A 17,301-nucleotide genomic window follows, 5' to 3' on the forward strand; every position below is an offset into this window, starting at 1 on the left:
GGTTGAATATGTCGAAAAAAGCAAGTACACTTGAAACATAGCTGACAAAAAGTGAGCTAGGACAATTGGAAACGCGTCTGTACATGAGCGCCGTGAGACATTTGTGTCAAACCCAAGCCAAATGCCTCATGTTTCTCATGTCAGCGCCAACCAAGAAAAAAGCTTTCTGTTTCATCGGATAATCATTTCCGAGAAAGAGAAAGCTTTTTTATTTGTTTTTAATAGTTATTGGAAAAGCCTTATTGGTCCCCTCGAAAAGTTCATTCGAGGGGTATTTTTGTTGGGAGAAAATGGCTGTAAAGAAATAAACTCTGATTGAAAGGGAATAAACCTTAATCGTCATCATCGTTTCTAAAGAAAGAAAACGGGAACAGTGACCATGGATCGTCGCTATCCATTTCAATAACTTCATCGGCATCCTCATTTGTTTTCACATCTTCCAACAATTGTTTCTGTAGCTTCGGATCGGTACAAAGCCGTTTTGGTATGTCTTCTTTTTTTACATACATTAAGCGCTGTTTCGTACAGGCTGAAACTGCCAGACCGCCAGTTTCGATATCCACAATGACACCGGTCACACCTTTAGGAGGCAAGAATGGTTCGGCGGTTACGCCTTGATGAACTCTCTCCATGTAATCAATCCAAATATTTTTCGTTGCTTGTTTGTCTTCTGCTAGCTGGAGCTGCTTGCCGGCGTCATATCCATTCCAAACACCCGTTGTTAAAGTTGGGGTATATCCAACGAGTACTTGATCGGAAATCGTCGTTCYCGATTTGGCCGCATATGGTCGCGTTTGTTTTCCGCGAATCGACAATCCGGTTGCCGGCGCATAATCGTTGAAAACGGGGTCAAACATGCCGGTCATTAAGTGCGTTAAAATAAACGCATCTTGAGCTGACATGACACGGTCATCATCATCCCGTTCTTTCGGGTCTGCTTCAAAAACGACTTCGCCATGACTGTCTCTAATTGATAGCACGGTCCGAAACGGTTGATCGATGCCGCCATTCGCTATTTTATTAAAAGCGCCAGTCAAGTCTTTCAAAGTCACTTCGGACGTGCCGAGTGCCATTGCTGGCGTTTCCTGCACGGATGTTTCAACTCCTAAGCGCTTTAATAACGATTCAAACGGTTTATAGCCTACCTTCTCAAGTGTTTTTACGGCATATATATTATCTGAAATGGCTATTGCCTGTGCCAATGAAATCGGATGATTCGCAAACTCGCCGTTAACATTTTTAGGCTCGTATTGCGAACGGCCATTGTCATACGTGAAAATGGTGCGCTCGCTCTCAAGGAATGTCAAAGGGGAGARCCCTTCTTCAAGAGCCGCTGCATATAACAGTGGTTTGATGGTGGATCCAGGTTGGCGTTTTGCCTGAGTCACACGGTTAAATGAACTTTCCGAATAAGAGCGCCCACCGATTAATGCCGTTACATAACCTGTTTCAGGTTCCATACTGACAAATCCTRCTTCCAGGCTGTCTTTCGGCATCCAGTCAGCGACTACTTCTTCTGCGACTTTTTGATGTTGGGTGTTCAACGTGGTTTCGATTGTCCAGCCACCTTCAGCGATGGCGCGTCCTTTTTTGGCTAAAATACGATCCGCTTCAGCCCATGCTTCGTCGAGGAAGTAAGGTGCTACCGATTTAGTTCCCTTCCATTCCTCATTTTTCAAAACAATTTGCTCATCACGTGCACGTCGCACGGCTTCTGTTGATACCATTTCCTGTGATTCCATTAAGCCAAGGACTATGTTTTGGCGTTTGTAGGCGTTCTCTTCATTGATCAACGGTGAATAAATACTCGGACCTTTTGGAATCGAAATGAGCAAAGCTGATTCAGCCAACGTCAGGTCCTTACTTGGCTTGCCAAAATAAAAGCGGCTTGCGGCTTCCACTCCGTACATGCCATGACCGAAGTACACCGTGTTTAAATAACCTTCCAACAATTCATCTTTCTCATAAAAGGTTTCCATGCGGTAAGCAAACAGAGCTTCTTTCGCTTTACGAGTCCAAGTTTTATCATGGGTTAAATATAGATTTCGGGCATACTGCTGAGTAATGGTACTCGCGCCCTCCACTTTTTTCATGGCTTTTACATCTTTTAATAAAGCCGTCGCAATTCGTGTGTAATCGAAACCATGATGCTCGTAAAATTCCTGATCTTCAACTGCCAAAATGGCGTCACTTATAAAAGGGGACATCTCCTCTAACTTCACCCAGTAGCGTCTTTGCTCGGCAAAACGGTCCCCGATGGAATGACCGTTGCGATCTAAAAACACGGTTGCTTGAGGGACGGCAAGAGATGGTGGACCAAGAATTTGTGCATATATACGCAATGCCAAAAGAATAGTGCACAATGCACTGATTGACACAATGGAGTACCAGATAACGGATCGAAGCTTTTGGTGCTTTCGTTTTTTTTGTTGTAAGTCAGCTCGTCGCAATTGCTTTCACTCCGTTCATCCATACTTTTTAGTAGTATGGTAAATTCATGGGAGGATTAAACGCGTGAATAGAGAAAATGACAAATGCAAAAACGAGTGGTATATCATTTTTAGGCAGCTAAATGATTCTGTTACCAAATCAAAAATAGAACTGTTAAGAAATAATAGTTGCACTTTTGTCAAAAACATCTATACTTTTTCTGTATTTGTTTTTCGGCAGACCGCGTTCACTTTCGCTACATGCCGGGAACGGATCCACTAACCTCGTAAGTAAAGGAGAATGCATTATGGCTGGATTTTGGTTTACAGAAAAACAAACCGAGAACTTTGGCATTACGATGAAGGTGAACCGTACCTTGCATACGGAGCAAACGGATTTCCAATTGCTCGAAATGGCGGAAACGGCTGAATGGGGCAATATGTTATTCCTGGACGGCATGGTAATGACTTCGGAAAAAGACGAATTCGTATACCATGAAATGGTGGCACACGTGCCTTTATTCACACATCCAAACCCAGAGAACGTTTTAGTTGTCGGTGGCGGAGACGGTGGGGTAATTCGTGAAATCATGAAACACCCACAAGTGAAAAAAGCGACACTTGTAGACATCGATGGCAAAGTGATTGAGTACTCGAAAAAATATTTACCAACAATCGCATCAGAATTGGAAAACCCACGTGTCGATGTACAAGTAGGAGACGGTTTCATGCACATTGCTGAATCTGAGAACCAATACGATGTCATCATGGTAGATTCAACAGAACCTGTAGGTCCAGCAGTGAACTTGTTCACAAAAGGCTTCTATGCAGGTATTTCAAAAGCGCTAAAAGAAGATGGAATTTTCGTTGCACAGTCGGACAACCCTTGGTTCACACCAGATTTAATCAAGCAAGTTCAAAAAGACGTGAAAGAAATTTTCCCTATCACTCGTTTATATACGGCAAACATCCCTACGTACCCAAGTGGTCTTTGGTGCTTCACACTTGGATCGAAAAAATACGATCCTTTGACAGTAGAAGATGCACGTTTCCACGAAATCGACACGAAATACTACACGAAAGAATTGCATAAAGCAGCATTCGTGTTACCGAAGTTCGTGAAAGATTTAGCGGGGGAATAATTAATGAGATTTGATGAAGCCTATTCAGGCAATGTGTTTATTAAAAGTCATCCAAATTACGACGAATCACAAGCTGTCATTTACGGCATGCCGATGGACTGGACAGTTTCCTACCGTCCAGGTTCACGATTCGGTCCACAACGTATTCGTGAAGTGTCAATCGGCCTTGAAGAATACAGTCCGTATTTGGATCGTGACCTTGACGAAGTAAATTACTTCGATGCAGGGGATATTCCGTTACCTTTCGGGAACCCGCAAAAAAGTTTGGACGAAATCGAAACGTTCGTGACAAAATTGTTAGCTGACGGAAAAGTTCCAGTCGGAATGGGTGGCGAGCACTTAGTGTCTTGGCCAGTTATGAAAGCTGTCGCTGCAAAGTATCCGGATTTGGCAATCATTCACATGGACGCACATACTGATTTACGTGAATCTTACGAAGGAGAAGCACTTTCACACTCCACACCAATTCGTAAAATCGCCGATCACATCGGTCCAAAAAATGTTTACTCATTCGGTATTCGTTCAGGCATGAAAGAAGAATTTGTCTGGGCAAAAGAAAACGGCATGCACATTTCAAAATTTGAAGTGCTGGAGCCGTTAAAAGAAGTGTTGCCAACATTGGCAGGACGTCCAGTATACGTAACAATCGACATTGATGTACTTGATCCTGCACACGCACCAGGTACTGGAACAGTCGACTGCGGAGGTATTACATCTCGTGAATTACTGGCGTCTATCCATGCGATTGCAGGTTCCGACGTAAACGTCGTTGGCTTCGACTTAGTGGAAGTAGCGCCAATTTACGATTCATCTGAACAAACTGCAAACACTGCAAGCAAACTCATCCGTGAAATGCTTTTAGGCTGGGTAAAATAAATGCGTAAAGCGCCACTCTAGCTCGACTCCGACGTTGGAAGCAAAGTTTACTGTGTGCCAAGTAACTGCAGACACACCGGAAGGCTAAGTTCCTAGCCTCGTGTCGGAACGCCTTCATGACCCATCCTGTGGGCCTAAGCGGAGGTGCGAGCTGGCGCTTGGAGCTAGGCAATAATAAAAGCGTGATGCTCTCATTTCTGAGAAGCATCACGCTTTTTTATTTGTGAAATGAAAGACGCGATTACGTCCGTTCGCTTTCGCCTCATACATAGCTGAATCAGCAGCACTATAAAGTTCCTGAATCGTTGAGCCATTATCCGGATAGGAACTTACTCCCACGGACACCGTAATTGAAACTTCCAGGTTATCTGAAACGAGGAATGGGGTGTTTGCCACACAGGAGCGTATGCGTTCACCTAGATAAAGTCCCATTGCAGGAGGGGAATTAGCAATCAATACGGCAAATTGTTCGCCGCCATTTCGTGTGACGTATCCCTCATTTTCCGAAACGAGATCCTTCAGACGCTTGCCAAGTTCCCTTAATATTTCATCGCCCGCTGGATRACCGTAAATATCATTCACTTTTTTGAAAGAATCGATATCGATGGAAATCATGCTGAAAGGCTTGGTTGATTCTGTAATGTAAGAATGTGTCAGCTGATGGAATTTGCGATTATTATAAAGACCAGTCAGATAATCGGTCTCTGATAATAATTCAGTATGACGGATTTTCTTAAAATGCTCGTTTAATTCGATTAAAATGAACAGTACAGTAAAGAATGAAAAGGCGGAATAAATGATATAGTACAGGACTTCGTGAACGTTATTCAATGCTGGATACATGATATAGACGATTAAAAGAGCAGTTTGAGCAGTTGCATAATAAAAATAAAGATGAGCATTTCTAAATGTCATCCTATATTTAAAACTGAACGCCCCAATCACAATTCCCATGAGGATAACGTTCAATCCTGCAAGAATTCCAGTCGTAGTGAATTCCTCCATGATAAACATCCGTGTCACACCAATAATCAGTCCGCTGATGATAGGAGCAATCGGTCCGCCAAAAATTCCGGAAATCACAATTACTACGTGTCTTGCATCAAGTATAATCAAATCAGACAGATTGACAGCGGATTCCATCAAGATAAAACCAGCCAATCCAGCAATAATTCCAATGATATAAGGATGTGTTTTCGGGAAAGGGAAATTCGATCGCACAACATCTTGGAAGGGCCAATAGGACAAAACCGCGAAAGTGAATAAAATACAAAAGTTAATAAGTAATTCGAAAAGCATGACTTTTCCTCCGTGAGAAATTCTAGCGTTAGTATAACATACCTAAAAAAACGATTAAGTAAATTTTAACAAATTATTACAATAGCGATGTCCTTTAAAACGACATTTGAAATAAAGTATATAAATCACTTATAATAAAAAGGTTATAGAAAAGCGTAAAGCGCCGTTTTAGGTCGACGCCGGCGCTGGAAGGTCCGATGCGAAAGTTCACTTTCGCCTGAGGAACTGAAGCTTAGGTGCGGCCTGGCGCTTGAAGCTAGACATAGAAAAGCGTAAAAGACATTTCCTTGGTAAGGAAATTAAACAAAATCACAAGGAAGCGGGTGGACTTGTTATGAATACAAAAGTAAAAGTAAGGTTGAAAACGACCATCCGGCAACCTAATGAAGAACCGGAAATCTATGAATTATGGGCAACTGGCACTTTGATTGAAAAAGATGAGTCATCCTATTTAAAATATGCGGAAGTTCAAGATGACAAAGATGTGAACACCACTGTCAAAATGGGTGAAACCGAAGCCCTGGTACTGCGAAGCGGCGGAATTAATATGCGTCTCCCTTTTATTAAGGACTCAGAGCAGACAGGCAGTTACGATAGCGAATATGGCATGTTGATGGTGACAACCAATACACGGCAGATGACGTTTGAGCAAAATGAACACGACGGCCATTTTGTCGTTCAATATGATTTAGACGTGAGCGGGCAACCCGTTGGCGAATACACACTTGAATTTCATTACACGGAGGGATCGCAATGAACGCAGTAGAACAAGTTCAACAATCCATTAAAGAAGCATTACAGAAAGCTATATTGAAAGCCGAATTAACTGATTCGGAAGGAATGCCTGGCATTCATTTGGAATCCCCACGTGATAAAGCGAATGGCGATTATGCTACAAACATTGCGATGCAGCTGACGAAGCTTGCGAAGAAGCCACCTCGTGCTATTGCTGAAGCTATTTTGGAAAACCTTGATACAACTGGCACAGTTATCGAGAAAATCGAAATTGCCGGTCCAGGATTTATGAACATCTCAATTCGCAAAGATTACTTGGCGGACGTGGTGAAAGCTGTCTTGGAACAAGGTGCTGATTATGGCCGTTCAAAAGCTGGCGCTGGTGAAAAAATTCAAGTGGAGTTCGTTTCGGCGAATCCAACAGGTGATTTGCATTTAGGGCATGCCCGTGGTGCATCAGTCGGAGATTCATTATGTAATGTATTGGATTTTGCAGGCTATGACGTGTCACGTGAATACTATATCAATGACGCCGGGAACCAAATCAACAACTTGGCACATTCATTGGAAGCGCGCTACAAGCAAGCATTGGGTCAAGATGCTGACATGCCTGAAGATGGCTATCACGGTCAAGATATCATTGATATCGCAAAAGAGATGGCAAGCGAGCATGGCGATGCATTGCTTCAGAAATCTGCTGAAGAACGCTTTGCATTCTTCCGTTCACATGGTCTAAAAGTGGAACTTGCAAAACTTCAAAAAGATTTAGCCGATTTCCGAGTTAGCTTTGATGAGTGGTATTCAGAAACTTCTCTATACGAAAACGGCAAGATTGAAGTCGCTTTGGATAAATTACGTGCGAATGGTCACGTATTTGAAGAAGAAGGCGCAACTTGGTTCCGTTCGACAACATTTGGCGATGACAAAGACCGTGTGCTGATTAAAAACGACGGTTCATTCACTTACTTAACACCTGATGTTGCATATCATGAAGACAAAATTGCACGCGGTTTTGATAAATTAATCAACATTTGGGGAGCGGACCACCATGGTTACATCCCACGTATGAAAGCGGCAATCCAAGCACTTGGATATGATCGAGATACGCTTGAAGTAAGCATTATTCAAATGGTTCAATTGTATAAAGACGGCGAAAAAATGAAGATGAGTAAACGTACTGGTAAAGCGGTCACGATGCGTGAACTTGTTGAAGAAGTTGGTTTGGATGCCGTTCGTTACTTCTTCGCGATGCGTTCTGGCGATTCACATATGGACTTCGATTTAGATTTAGCTGTCTCACAATCAAATGAAAATCCTGTGTATTATGCACAGTATGCGCACGCGCGTATCAGCTCGATTTTACGTTCTGCTGAAGAGCAAGGATTCAGCGCTTCGAATGCTCAATTAGATTTATTAAAAGCTGAAAAAGAAATAGATGTTCTGAAGAAAGTGGGTGACTTCCCGCAAGTTGTGGCTGATGCAGCGAAAATCCGCTCACCACACCGCGTTGCGACATACATCCAAGAACTTGCAGYAACCTTCCATAGTTTCTACAATGCAGAAAAAGTATTGGATGCAACGAACGAAGACATGACACGTGCACGTCTAGCTCTTATTACGGCAGTCCGCACAACTATCGCAAATGCCCTACGTCTGATTGGTGTAAGCGCACCTGAAAAAATGTAATTTTAATAACCAAAGCCATTTCACTCGAAAGATGTGGAATGGCTTTTTTTGCGCCCGGCACCGCATGCAAATTTAACGAAATTCAGATAAGTGAATGCGAAATCTAGATAAACGTATTCGAATTCGAGATAAAGCCTCATGAAATGCAGATAACGCAACTTGAATTCCAGATATCCACCCGCGAAATGGTGAAATCTTCAATTTCACGCAATCCGAGTCACCCACAAAAACCTTCTCGACACCCATCAGAAATCCTGTATAATGAAAAATGAATTACATAGCCCCAACACGAAGGTGCTCTGCTTCAATCGCAGAGTTAAAAGGGAAGTCGGTTCAAATCCGACGCGGTCCCGCCACTGTATGTGAGAGGAGGCGCATCAAGTCACTGAAGCAAACTTAGCTTTGGGAAGACGCGCCAACCACTGATCACAAGCCATGAGACCTGCCTACGTGCGCAACACCCGCAACCCTACGAGGATAGGAATGGTGTGAATCAGCTCGTGCTCATTTTAGCAAAAGCCTAAATTCAACCAACCATCTTCCGACAAAAAGCGGAGGATTTTTTTGTGTCCAAAAACATAAACATCAAGGAGGAAATCAACAATGAAAAAGATTTGGCAATTATGGCTCGCAACTGCGCTTGCAGCGATATTATTAACAGCATGTGGGCAGGAAGAAGCAAAACCTGCAGACAGCAAAACACAAGATACAGAAATTGGACAAGAGGCTTCCCAATTTCCTCTAACAATTAAGGATGTCACTGATAATGAAATTACCTTGGAAGAAGCACCAAAAGCAATCGTTTCAATGATTCCAAGCAATACAGAAATTTTGTATGCTCTTGGCTTAGAAGAAGAAGTAGTGGGCGTTTCGGATTACGATAACTACCCAGAAGAAGTTGCTTCTAAAGAAAAAATTGGTGGACAAGAATTTAATGTAGAAAAAATTATTTCTTTAAATCCAGATTTAGTACTTGCACATGAATCAGGTCTCGGAGTAGGTGAGGCTGGAATTAAACAATTGCGTGATGCAGGGTTAAACGTGTATGTTGTGAAATCTGCAGTAAGTTTTGATGAAGTGTATGACACGATGGCTACTATTGGCCAAGCGACAGGTAAGATTAAAGAAGCTGAAGAAATGGTACAAACAATGAAGGATGAAGTAGCAACGATTCAAGAAAAGGCTTCAACCATTGAAACGAAGAAAAAAGTATTTGCGGAAATATCTCCAGCTCCAGAAATTTATACAGCAGGTAAAAACACATTTATGAACGAAATGATCGAAATATTGAACGCAGAAAATATTGCATCAGATCTAGAAGGTTGGATCATGATGGACCCTGAAGAAATTGTAAAGCGTAATCCGGATGTAATATTAACAACTTACGGAAACTATGTACCAGATGCAGCGGAGCAAGTTTTGGCTCGTGAAGGTTTTGGTACAGTTACAGCTGTGAAAAACAAGGCAGTAATGGATGTGGATGGTGATACGACAAGTCGTCAAGGTCCTCGTTTAACAGAAGGCTTATTAGAATTGGCAAAAGCAATTCATCCTGAGGTCTTCAGTGAATAAAACCTGGTTTGCCTATGTAGCTTCTGTATTCGTACTGATTGCTGCTGTGCTGGTTGGGGTAACGGCTGGATCGGTTTCGATTCCTGTGCAAGTCTTGTGGAATCCTGACATGGATGAAGCTGCATCAAACATACTTTGGAATATTCGCATACCTCGTGTTGTGCTAGCTGGTTTAGTTGGTGCATCACTTGCTATAGCGGGAGCAGCTTTCCAAGGATTGTTGAAAAATCCATTAGCGGATCCATATACGTTAGGAGTGTCGTCCGGTGCCTCAGTTGGCGCCGTGGTGACACTCTTTTTCGGAATTTCTGTACCCTTTCTAGGCTTGTTCACATTGCCAGTTTTCAGTATGCTCGGTGCTTTTTTAACTATGGTTACTGTTATGAGTTTTGCCAAGCTCATAGACCGCGCGATGAAGATGGAAACGATCATTCTCACAGGAATAATATTTAGTGCATTTTTGGGATCTGTCATCTCTCTTATGATTTCACTTTCAGGTGAAGAGCTCCGTCAAATTATTGGCTGGTTGCTTGGTAGTGTGTCAATGCGAGGTTGGCCCTATGTCACAATGGCATTACCGTTTATGACGATCGGTTTTTTACTATTATGGCTAAATCGACGCGAGCTTAATGCATTAGTTTTTGGCGAGGAACGTGCCATGCATTTAGGTGTAAATGTGAAACGACGTAAAATGATGATTTTAACAGGAGGTTCGATTTTAACTGGTGCTGCGGTATCGGTTTCTGGAACCATTGGCTTTGTTGGTCTCGTCGTTCCACATATGACACGTATGTTGTGGGGATCGGATCATCGTCATGTATTACCCTTATCATTTATAAATGGTGCGTCATTACTCATTATTTGTGACTTAGTGTCACGAACCATAATTTCACCGTCTGAGCTACCAATAGGCGTAATTACAGCCTTTATTGGTGCACCAGTGTTTGCGTTTATTTTTTGGAAACAACGAAGAAAGGTGGGTGCGTAATCATGCTAAAAGTCGAAGGATTAACAGGTGGTTATCACGACTCACCGGTTGTAAAAGACGTGTCTTTTCATGTTGTTAAAGGGGAAGTTCTTGGGATATTAGGTCCAAATGGGAGTGGAAAGTCGACCTTATTGAAAATCATTAGTGGTGTACTTCCTTTGAAAGCAGGTACGGTCAAATTAGGTAGCAAACCAATCGAAACATATACTACAAAAGAACTCGCTAAGCATATGGCTGTGTTACCTCAATTACACGGACATGCTTTTTCATATACAGTGCGAGACACGATTTCTCTTGGGAGATACCCTCATCAAAGTGGATTCTTTTCATCTTGGTCTGAGAAAGACGAGCAAGCAATTCAAGATGCAATGCAGCTAACCGACGTGAAAATGTATGAGCATGTTTATCTCGATCAACTTTCTGGAGGAGAACAACAACGTGTTTTTGTGGCGCAAGCACTTGCACAGCAAGCAAAAGTGTTATTACTAGACGAGCCAACTAACCATTTAGATATCGCACATCAACAACAATTGTTAGACACGATTAGAATGCAAGCCACTAAGAATGGATTAACAATCATCTCAGTATTTCATGACATAAATTTAGCTTCCTTGTATTGCGATCGGTTGTTATTAATGGAAGATGGCGAAGTGAAAATAATTGGTGAACCGCATGCGGTACTAAAACAAAAACAGCTAGAAAGTGTCTACAAAGCTCGGGTAAGAAGCCACCCACATCCAGAACAACCGAAACCACAAATTACATTATTGCCAAATTTGAGTGAATTGCAGGAAGAGCACATCATTAAGAAAGACCATTTTGCAGTGTCAAATGAGTATGTGGTCATGCAAGCAAACTTCCCATTAAAAACAGTATCATCAGCAGTTGTAAATCCGGGGTTTGGTTGGTACCGTACGTTTGTTAATCGTCATGTAAAAGCTGATTATGAATGTGACGATAGCACAAATGAGATGTTTGATTATCTGCAAGCACAAGGATTTCCGACAACAGATACAGTGGGAATGATGACGGCTGTTCAAACGAAACATGTGGTCATTGAAGAGTATGATGGAACTTTTGGATCCATTATCATTGCCGTTACAGCGGGCGTAGGAAATGCAGTGGATGTGTCAAAAGCATTTGAACGTGAAGATGAACCTTATGTAGGCACGATTAATACCTGGATAATTGTCAATGGGAAATTATCTGACGAAGCATTCATTCAAGCCATGATTACAGCGACAGAAGCAAAAACAAAAGCTCTTCAAAACGAAGATGTAAGAGACTCTATAACAAATACACTTGCAACTGGAACCTCCACGGACAGTTTACTTATAGCAGCTACTCAAAAAGGGGAACTTTTACCGTATGCTGGACCTATTACAGAGCTAGGGAAATGCATTGGGCGAGGCGTTTTTGAGTGTACTACACTAGCTATCAAACGTTATAAAGTAGCGAAAGGAATGTAAGTATGTCTGCTCATATCATCGCGCTTACTTTTGGCTTACTCCTTGATCGAATAATAGGCGATCCACCCAATTGGACACACCCGGTTCGATGGATTGGTAGATTAATAACAAAATTAACTACTTTGTTGAATAAAGGCCGTCATCGTAAAATCAAAGGTATAATCCTTTTGATATCGGTTGTTGCGGTTACATTCGCTAGCGTATTTGCCTTGGTGTTCACAGCATACGAGATTCACTTTGTTTTTGGAATCGTTGTTGAAAGTATTTTGTGTGCAATAGGGTTTGCCCAAAAAAGTTTGAAAGACGCAGCGATGTCCGTTTATAAACCACTAGTTAATGGTGACTTGAAAGAAGCTAGAATGAAACTATCATGGATTGTCGGTCGCGATACTGAAAAGTTATCCGAATCAGAAATTACACGAGCTGTGGTAGAAACTGTCTCAGAAAATACGAGTGACGGGATAACAGCTCCACTTTTCTTCGCATTTCTTTTCGGGGCACCTGGGCTTTGGTTATATAAAGCAGTGAATACCTTAGATTCGATGGTGGGTCATGAAAATGAGAAGTTTCAAGACTTTGGTTATGCTTCTGCCAAAATGGATGATGTGTTGAACTATATCCCGAGCAGAGTCACAGGCTATATCATCCTAACATGGACAAAAAATTTCAGTAAACAATCCCTTCGCACGAGATTAGCTAATTGGTGGAAAGATGCCAAAAAGCATCCAAGCCCAAATAGTGGGTACTTGGAAGCTGCGACTGCCTATCAACTTGGTGTGCAACTGGGAGGTCTTAATATGTATAAAGGAATTCCTTCTAATCGTCCACGTATGGGAATTTCAGAAAACCCGCTTCGAGCAATTCATATTTTATATACAATCCGTCAAATGCATATCGCTATATTTCTATTTTGGGTAATGATGATGGTTATCGGGGGTGTTTTAAGTGGCATTACCTAACCATGGTGCAAATCCACATCATCTATATAAAAGTTTGGGAATTAATCCTCCCGAACGAATGATAGACTTTAGTGAAAACGTCAATCCATTCGGTCCCCCTACCTCAATACAAACTGACTGGTATAAATTCCAACCGTTTATGATGGGGTATCCAGATCCACTTGGCGAACCTTTTCGAACAGCAATCGCTGAGTATCACAACATCTCGCCTTACTCCATTTTCGTTGCAAATGGAGCCGCAGAAATATTTTCATTGCTTGCACAAAGGTACAGAGGCAAACGAGCGATAATCGTTCACCCAACTTTCTCTGAATATGAAACGACTTTAAGAGCACGCGAAGTGGAAATTGTGAACTTGCACATGACTGATATCATTACGGGTGAATACCCGATTGATGAAATGAAAATGCATATGCAACAAGCCGATGTCCTATACTTATGTACACCGAATAACCCAACTGGCACATTGCCAAAACGCAAAGTTTTAGTGGATTTAGTAGAATACGCGAAAAAAGCAAACTGTGACATCGTATTGGACGAAGCCTTCATTGATTTCATTTCAGAACAATCATCATTAATTTCTGACATGAATTTTAGTCATTTGATTATTGTTCGCTCAATGACAAAAATGTACGCAATGCCTGGTCTAAGGCTAGGATACATGGCAACAGCCCCTTCCATAGTCAAAGAAWTTCAACAACTGGCACCACATTGGAATGTGAATAGGATAGCAACTGAAATTGGTTCTCTCGTATTAAAAGATGAAGAGTTCCGGCAGAAAACAATTCTTCATAGCAAAAACATGCTGCTCGACATGAGTGCTTTTCTAAAAGCAAAAGGTTGCGAAGTAACAGAATCACAAGCCAACTTTTTATTGTTTAAGTTACAACAACCAGACAGTGAATTTTTCCAATACTTTTTAAGACAAGGGTTGGTTTTAAGACATACCGAGAATTTTCAAGGACTTGACGGTCATTGGTACAGAATTGGTATGAAGACCGCAGAAGATATGGAAATCCTTAAAAAGGAGTTAACAGTATGGTTCGAGGCACGCTAACATTTATCTCTGGCGGTGTACGAAGTGGAAAAACAGGTTTTGCTGAAGAATGGCTAATGAATCGCTCGTGTTCGCGACTAATCTATCTCGCGACGGGCGTTGCCAACGACAGTGAAATGGAACAACGCATCAAACGCCATCAACAGGATCGAAAAGACTATAAAAACAACTGGCTGACGATTGAACAACCTCGTCAAATAGAAGGAATTTTGCCATCCATCCGACCTGGTGACGGGGTTCTGATTGACTGCATCACTACGTGGTTAGCCAATGAATTGTACGAAGGATGGGCAATGGATGACCCATGTTTAAAACGTGAAAACTGCATGCATGAAAAAGAGAGACGTTTCCATGAAACGATTAATTCGTTGCTGAAAAACGGGACAACCGTAGTCGTCATTTCCAATGAAGTATTAGATGAGCCTATGTCGAAAATTCCAGATGTAGTAATCTATCAGCAATGGCTGGGAATGCTCCACCAGTGGCTCGTCAAAGAGAGTGATTATGCATATGAACTTACATATGGACTAGCAAAGAAGTGGAAGTAAGGGGGAATACATATGAACGGTATTATGATACAAGGGACAGCTTCTAACGTCGGAAAGAGCATGATCTGTACAGCACTTTGCCGGTTATTTGCAAATGAGGGTTTTCATGTAGCACCATTTAAATCTCAAAATATGTCGACCTTTTCTACAAAAATAGGTAATGGATTAGAAATCAGTACCGCTCAATTTGCACAGGCAGAAGCGGCAAAAGTTCAACCTCTTCCACAAATGAACCCTATTTTATTAAAGCCCTCTGGACATATGTCTTCTGAAGTATGGTTGTTAGGTGAAAAAGTGGAGGAAATGTCCGGGGTAGCGTATCGTGAATCTTTTTATGATCATGGCTTGACAGTTATCAAACAATCGCTTTCGTTTGTGAGTGAGCACTATGATGTAGTTGTGTTAGAAGGAGCGGGAAGTCCAGTAGAAGTAAACTTAACTGACCGAGAACTTGTCAATATGAAAATTGCTGATTTAGCGGATGTGCCAGTATTGCTTGTTGCTGATATTGAACGTGGTGGAGTTTTTGCAACAATCGTTGGGACTCTGGAATTATTGGCTCCAAATCATCGGAATCGTGTAAAGGGCCTCATTATTAATAAGTTTCGTGGAGATAAGGAATTGTTTCAGGAGGGCGTATCATTTATTGAGTCCTACACAGGAATTCCAGTTCTCGGCGTTATTCCATTTATGGATAACCACGAAATTGAAGAGGAAGATTCTTATATTACTCAACATGATTCAATTTCAAACAAGTCTGGTGAAGATAAATATGATGAATGGGCTCTTCATGTTGCATCCCATTTAGATTGGGAAAAAATAAAGAATATGGTGAAGCTACCATGATACGCGGGGTATTGCTTGCTCTACAATTTTTTACCATTATCCCAATTAATAAAGAACTGAATATGAATCGGAAATCAGTAACGATGATGTTTGCCACTCTCCCCTGGATAGGGGGGGCATTCGGGCTGATCACTTCAATTGTTTGGTTGTATCTTGATGTAAGTCCTCTTTTTTTAGCATTTACCATCGTGTTAATCGGTATTGTGCTTTCAGGTGGACTGCATCTGGATGGATTTGCTGATACGAGTGATGCCTTTTTTTCTTATCGTAACCAAGATAAACGCCATGAAATATTAGACGATCCACGGATAGGTGCTTTTGGCACAATGGCTTTACTATTTCTTATTGTGGGAAAAATCGTTTTGCTTGCAGAGATAATTACGCAAAACGGGATGAAGTGGGAGTGGTTAGTGGTTACCCCATTTTTAGCGAGAGCGACAATGGTTTACTACTTTCTCATTACACCTGAAGCAAAGGATAAAGGATTGGCAGCTTTCTTTAAAAAACGCTATGACCACAGAATGTTACTCACAGCAACACTCATTTCAATTGCTATAGGCCTTGGATTTATCGTTATTGTCGGTGTGGAAATGTTATTTGCCATCACCACACTTGTTGCTCTGTTAATTTGTGCACATGCATATAAACTTTGGACGAAAAAACATTTCGGAGGGGTCACGGGAGATGTCTCAGGTGCTTTCGTTGAAGGGATGGAAGTGATATTATGGCTGTTGATTTTCGTCTTACTTTAATAAGGCATCTGCCGACATTAGCGAATGTTGAAAGACGCTACATCGGTTGGAGTGACGAATCAATTAACCAGTTGTCATATGTAGATATTCAAGGGATTTTGTCCCCGGAGATTATTTACGGAAGTGACCTAAAACGGTGCCATCAAACAGCTTCCATTTTTTATCCTAAATCATCCTACCAAAGTTCACCAGCTTTTCGTGAGATGTCCTTTGGTGACTGGGAGCTAAAGACTTATGAGGACTTAAAGGAAGATGCCAACTATCAAAAGTGGGTGTCTAATCCAGATAAAATATCCCCTCCAAACGGTGAGTTTTTACACCAGATGGCTACACGCGTTCTAATTGGTCTAAAAAGTATTCCTTGCAATCATCCAGTTGTAGTAACACATGGTGGACCTATTCGTTTTGTGCTCCATAAGTTTGCACCAGATGTGCGTGATTTTTGGTCAAGGGATGTCAAACACGGGGACAAATGGACATTACACTGGGACAGTCGTAAGAGCTTTGAGGAGGAAAGAAGATGCAAGTCTATATCGGTGGAGCGAATAACGGCAAGCGATCGTATGTCAGACAACTCGTAGTTGAACGAGAAGTGCAATGGATTGAATGTGCAGATAATAAGGACTTGCCAAAAGCGAATGCTCAGACAATCGTTCTTGCTGGGGTGGAAGCTTTTGTTGAGCATCATATAAACAGTCCAGAAGAACGGGTCATTCAAGATTTCATGAAAACATTAAATACATATCGCGCACAAAGTGATGTCATAGTGATTGTGACAGAAAACGGACGTGGAATAGTACCAATCGAAGCCGAAACACGTGAACTTCGAGATCGATGTGGCAGGTTATGCCAACAGATTTTCAAAGAAGCAACAAACGTTACACGTATTTGGTATGGCTTAACTGAATCATTAAAATAGCACTTCAAATCACTTCAAGGGGGA

General features: G+C 41.7%; 16 protein-coding genes and 1 riboswitch. Of the genes, 14 read left to right on the forward strand and 2 right to left on the reverse strand.

Features of this window, described 5'->3' with window-relative positions; all coding sequences use genetic code 11:
- Positions 1–332 precede the first annotated feature (332 nt).
- Positions 333–2,450 carry a transglycosylase domain-containing protein gene (locus AC1DSB_RS01965; RefSeq protein ID WP_477585620.1) on the reverse strand — a complete coding sequence of 706 codons (2,118 nt, stop codon included), beginning with the start codon at positions 2,448–2,450 and terminating at the stop codon, positions 333–335.
- 287 nt (positions 2,451–2,737) lie between these two features.
- Here AC1DSB_RS01965 and speE point away from each other — a divergent pair, with 287 nt between their 5' ends.
- Positions 2,738–3,571, forward strand: coding sequence for a spermidine synthase (gene speE, locus AC1DSB_RS01970; RefSeq protein ID WP_016428311.1), 834 nt, complete (start codon positions 2,738–2,740; stop codon positions 3,569–3,571).
- A 3-nt stretch (positions 3,572–3,574) separates the two neighbouring features.
- Positions 3,575–4,447, forward strand: coding sequence for an agmatinase (gene speB / locus AC1DSB_RS01975; RefSeq protein WP_016428310.1), 873 nt, complete (start codon positions 3,575–3,577; stop codon positions 4,445–4,447).
- Positions 4,448–4,654: 207 nt separating this feature from the next.
- Here the strand turns inward: speB and AC1DSB_RS01980 are convergent, their stop codons facing one another.
- Positions 4,655–5,746 (reverse strand): diguanylate cyclase, encoded by a 1,092-nt coding sequence (locus AC1DSB_RS01980; protein ID WP_477585622.1) that lies wholly within the window; start codon positions 5,744–5,746, stop codon positions 4,655–4,657.
- Positions 5,747–5,996: 250 nt separating this feature from the next.
- Here AC1DSB_RS01980 and AC1DSB_RS01985 point away from each other — a divergent pair, with 250 nt between their 5' ends.
- From AC1DSB_RS01985 to AC1DSB_RS02040, 12 genes are all read left to right on the forward strand, one after another.
- A complete protein-coding gene (locus AC1DSB_RS01985; RefSeq protein ID WP_477585624.1) occupies positions 5,997–6,503 on the forward strand; it encodes a YwiB family protein in 507 nt (168 codons plus the stop codon).
- Entirely contained in the window at positions 6,500–8,167 is a 1,668-nt protein-coding gene (argS, locus tag AC1DSB_RS01990; protein ID WP_477585626.1) for an arginine--tRNA ligase, read from the forward strand. The genes AC1DSB_RS01985 and argS overlap by 4 nt, the downstream gene beginning before the upstream one ends.
- 275 nt (positions 8,168–8,442) lie before the next feature.
- A riboswitch (cobalamin riboswitch) is annotated at positions 8,443–8,631 on the forward strand.
- Between the two features lie 139 nt (positions 8,632–8,770).
- Positions 8,771–9,739, forward strand: coding sequence for an ABC transporter substrate-binding protein (locus AC1DSB_RS01995; RefSeq protein ID WP_477530854.1), 969 nt, complete (start codon positions 8,771–8,773; stop codon positions 9,737–9,739).
- Complete coding sequence (locus AC1DSB_RS02000) at positions 9,732–10,727, forward strand: FecCD family ABC transporter permease (protein WP_342542186.1); 996 nt, start codon at positions 9,732–9,734, stop codon at positions 10,725–10,727. Before AC1DSB_RS01995 ends, AC1DSB_RS02000 begins: the two co-directional genes overlap by 8 nt.
- Positions 10,728–10,729: 2 nt before the next feature.
- Entirely contained in the window at positions 10,730–12,196 is a 1,467-nt protein-coding gene (locus AC1DSB_RS02005) for an adenosylcobinamide amidohydrolase (protein WP_477530855.1), read from the forward strand.
- A gap of 2 nt (positions 12,197–12,198) precedes the next feature.
- Positions 12,199–13,155 (forward strand): adenosylcobinamide-phosphate synthase CbiB, encoded by a 957-nt coding sequence (gene cbiB / locus AC1DSB_RS02010; protein ID WP_477530856.1) that lies wholly within the window; start codon positions 12,199–12,201, stop codon positions 13,153–13,155.
- Positions 13,142–14,212 carry a pyridoxal phosphate-dependent aminotransferase gene (locus AC1DSB_RS02015; RefSeq protein ID WP_477585628.1) on the forward strand — a complete coding sequence of 357 codons (1,071 nt, stop codon included), beginning with the start codon at positions 13,142–13,144 and terminating at the stop codon, positions 14,210–14,212. Before cbiB ends, AC1DSB_RS02015 begins: the two co-directional genes overlap by 14 nt.
- On the forward strand, positions 14,194–14,760 hold the full coding sequence (locus AC1DSB_RS02020; protein WP_477530858.1) for a bifunctional adenosylcobinamide kinase/adenosylcobinamide-phosphate guanylyltransferase: 567 nt from the start codon (positions 14,194–14,196) through the stop codon (positions 14,758–14,760). The genes AC1DSB_RS02015 and AC1DSB_RS02020 overlap by 19 nt, the downstream gene beginning before the upstream one ends.
- Positions 14,761–14,772: 12 nt before the next feature.
- Positions 14,773–15,606, forward strand: a complete 834-nt coding sequence (locus AC1DSB_RS02025; protein ID WP_477530859.1) for a cobyric acid synthase — start codon at positions 14,773–14,775, stop codon at positions 15,604–15,606.
- Positions 15,603–16,358: an adenosylcobinamide-GDP ribazoletransferase gene (gene cobS / locus AC1DSB_RS02030; protein ID WP_477530860.1), complete on the forward strand. Its 756-nt coding sequence runs from the start codon at positions 15,603–15,605 to the stop codon at positions 16,356–16,358. The genes AC1DSB_RS02025 and cobS overlap by 4 nt, the downstream gene beginning before the upstream one ends.
- Positions 16,331–16,939 carry a histidine phosphatase family protein gene (locus tag AC1DSB_RS02035; protein ID WP_477530861.1) on the forward strand — a complete coding sequence of 203 codons (609 nt, stop codon included), beginning with the start codon at positions 16,331–16,333 and terminating at the stop codon, positions 16,937–16,939. Before cobS ends, AC1DSB_RS02035 begins: the two co-directional genes overlap by 28 nt.
- Complete coding sequence (locus AC1DSB_RS02040; RefSeq protein WP_016428297.1) at positions 16,879–17,277, forward strand: bifunctional adenosylcobinamide kinase/adenosylcobinamide-phosphate guanylyltransferase; 399 nt, start codon at positions 16,879–16,881, stop codon at positions 17,275–17,277. Before AC1DSB_RS02035 ends, AC1DSB_RS02040 begins: the two co-directional genes overlap by 61 nt.
- The last annotated feature ends 24 nt before the right edge of the window (positions 17,278–17,301 follow it).

The organism is Paenisporosarcina sp. P4_E4_2, from assembly GCF_056401595.1.

Bases quoted from the DNA above. Each gene is read 5' to 3' on its own strand.
- speB (WP_016428310.1), top strand. From the start codon at position 3,575: ATGAGATTTGATGAAGCCTATTCAGGCAATGTGTTTATTAAAAGTCAT.
- AC1DSB_RS02020 (WP_477530858.1), top strand. From the start codon at position 14,194: ATGGTTCGAGGCACGCTAACATTTATCTCTGGCGGTGTACGAAGTGGA.
- cobS (WP_477530860.1), top strand. From the start codon at position 15,603: ATGATACGCGGGGTATTGCTTGCTCTACAATTTTTTACCATTATCCCA.
- AC1DSB_RS02005 (WP_477530855.1), top strand. From the start codon at position 10,730: ATGCTAAAAGTCGAAGGATTAACAGGTGGTTATCACGACTCACCGGTT.
- AC1DSB_RS01995 (WP_477530854.1), top strand. From the start codon at position 8,771: ATGAAAAAGATTTGGCAATTATGGCTCGCAACTGCGCTTGCAGCGATA.
- AC1DSB_RS02035 (WP_477530861.1), top strand. From the start codon at position 16,331: ATGGCTGTTGATTTTCGTCTTACTTTAATAAGGCATCTGCCGACATTA.
- speE (WP_016428311.1), top strand. From the start codon at position 2,738: ATGGCTGGATTTTGGTTTACAGAAAAACAAACCGAGAACTTTGGCATT.
- cbiB (WP_477530856.1), top strand. From the start codon at position 12,199: ATGTCTGCTCATATCATCGCGCTTACTTTTGGCTTACTCCTTGATCGA.
- AC1DSB_RS02040 (WP_016428297.1), top strand. From the start codon at position 16,879: ATGCAAGTCTATATCGGTGGAGCGAATAACGGCAAGCGATCGTATGTC.
- AC1DSB_RS02025 (WP_477530859.1), top strand. From the start codon at position 14,773: ATGAACGGTATTATGATACAAGGGACAGCTTCTAACGTCGGAAAGAGC.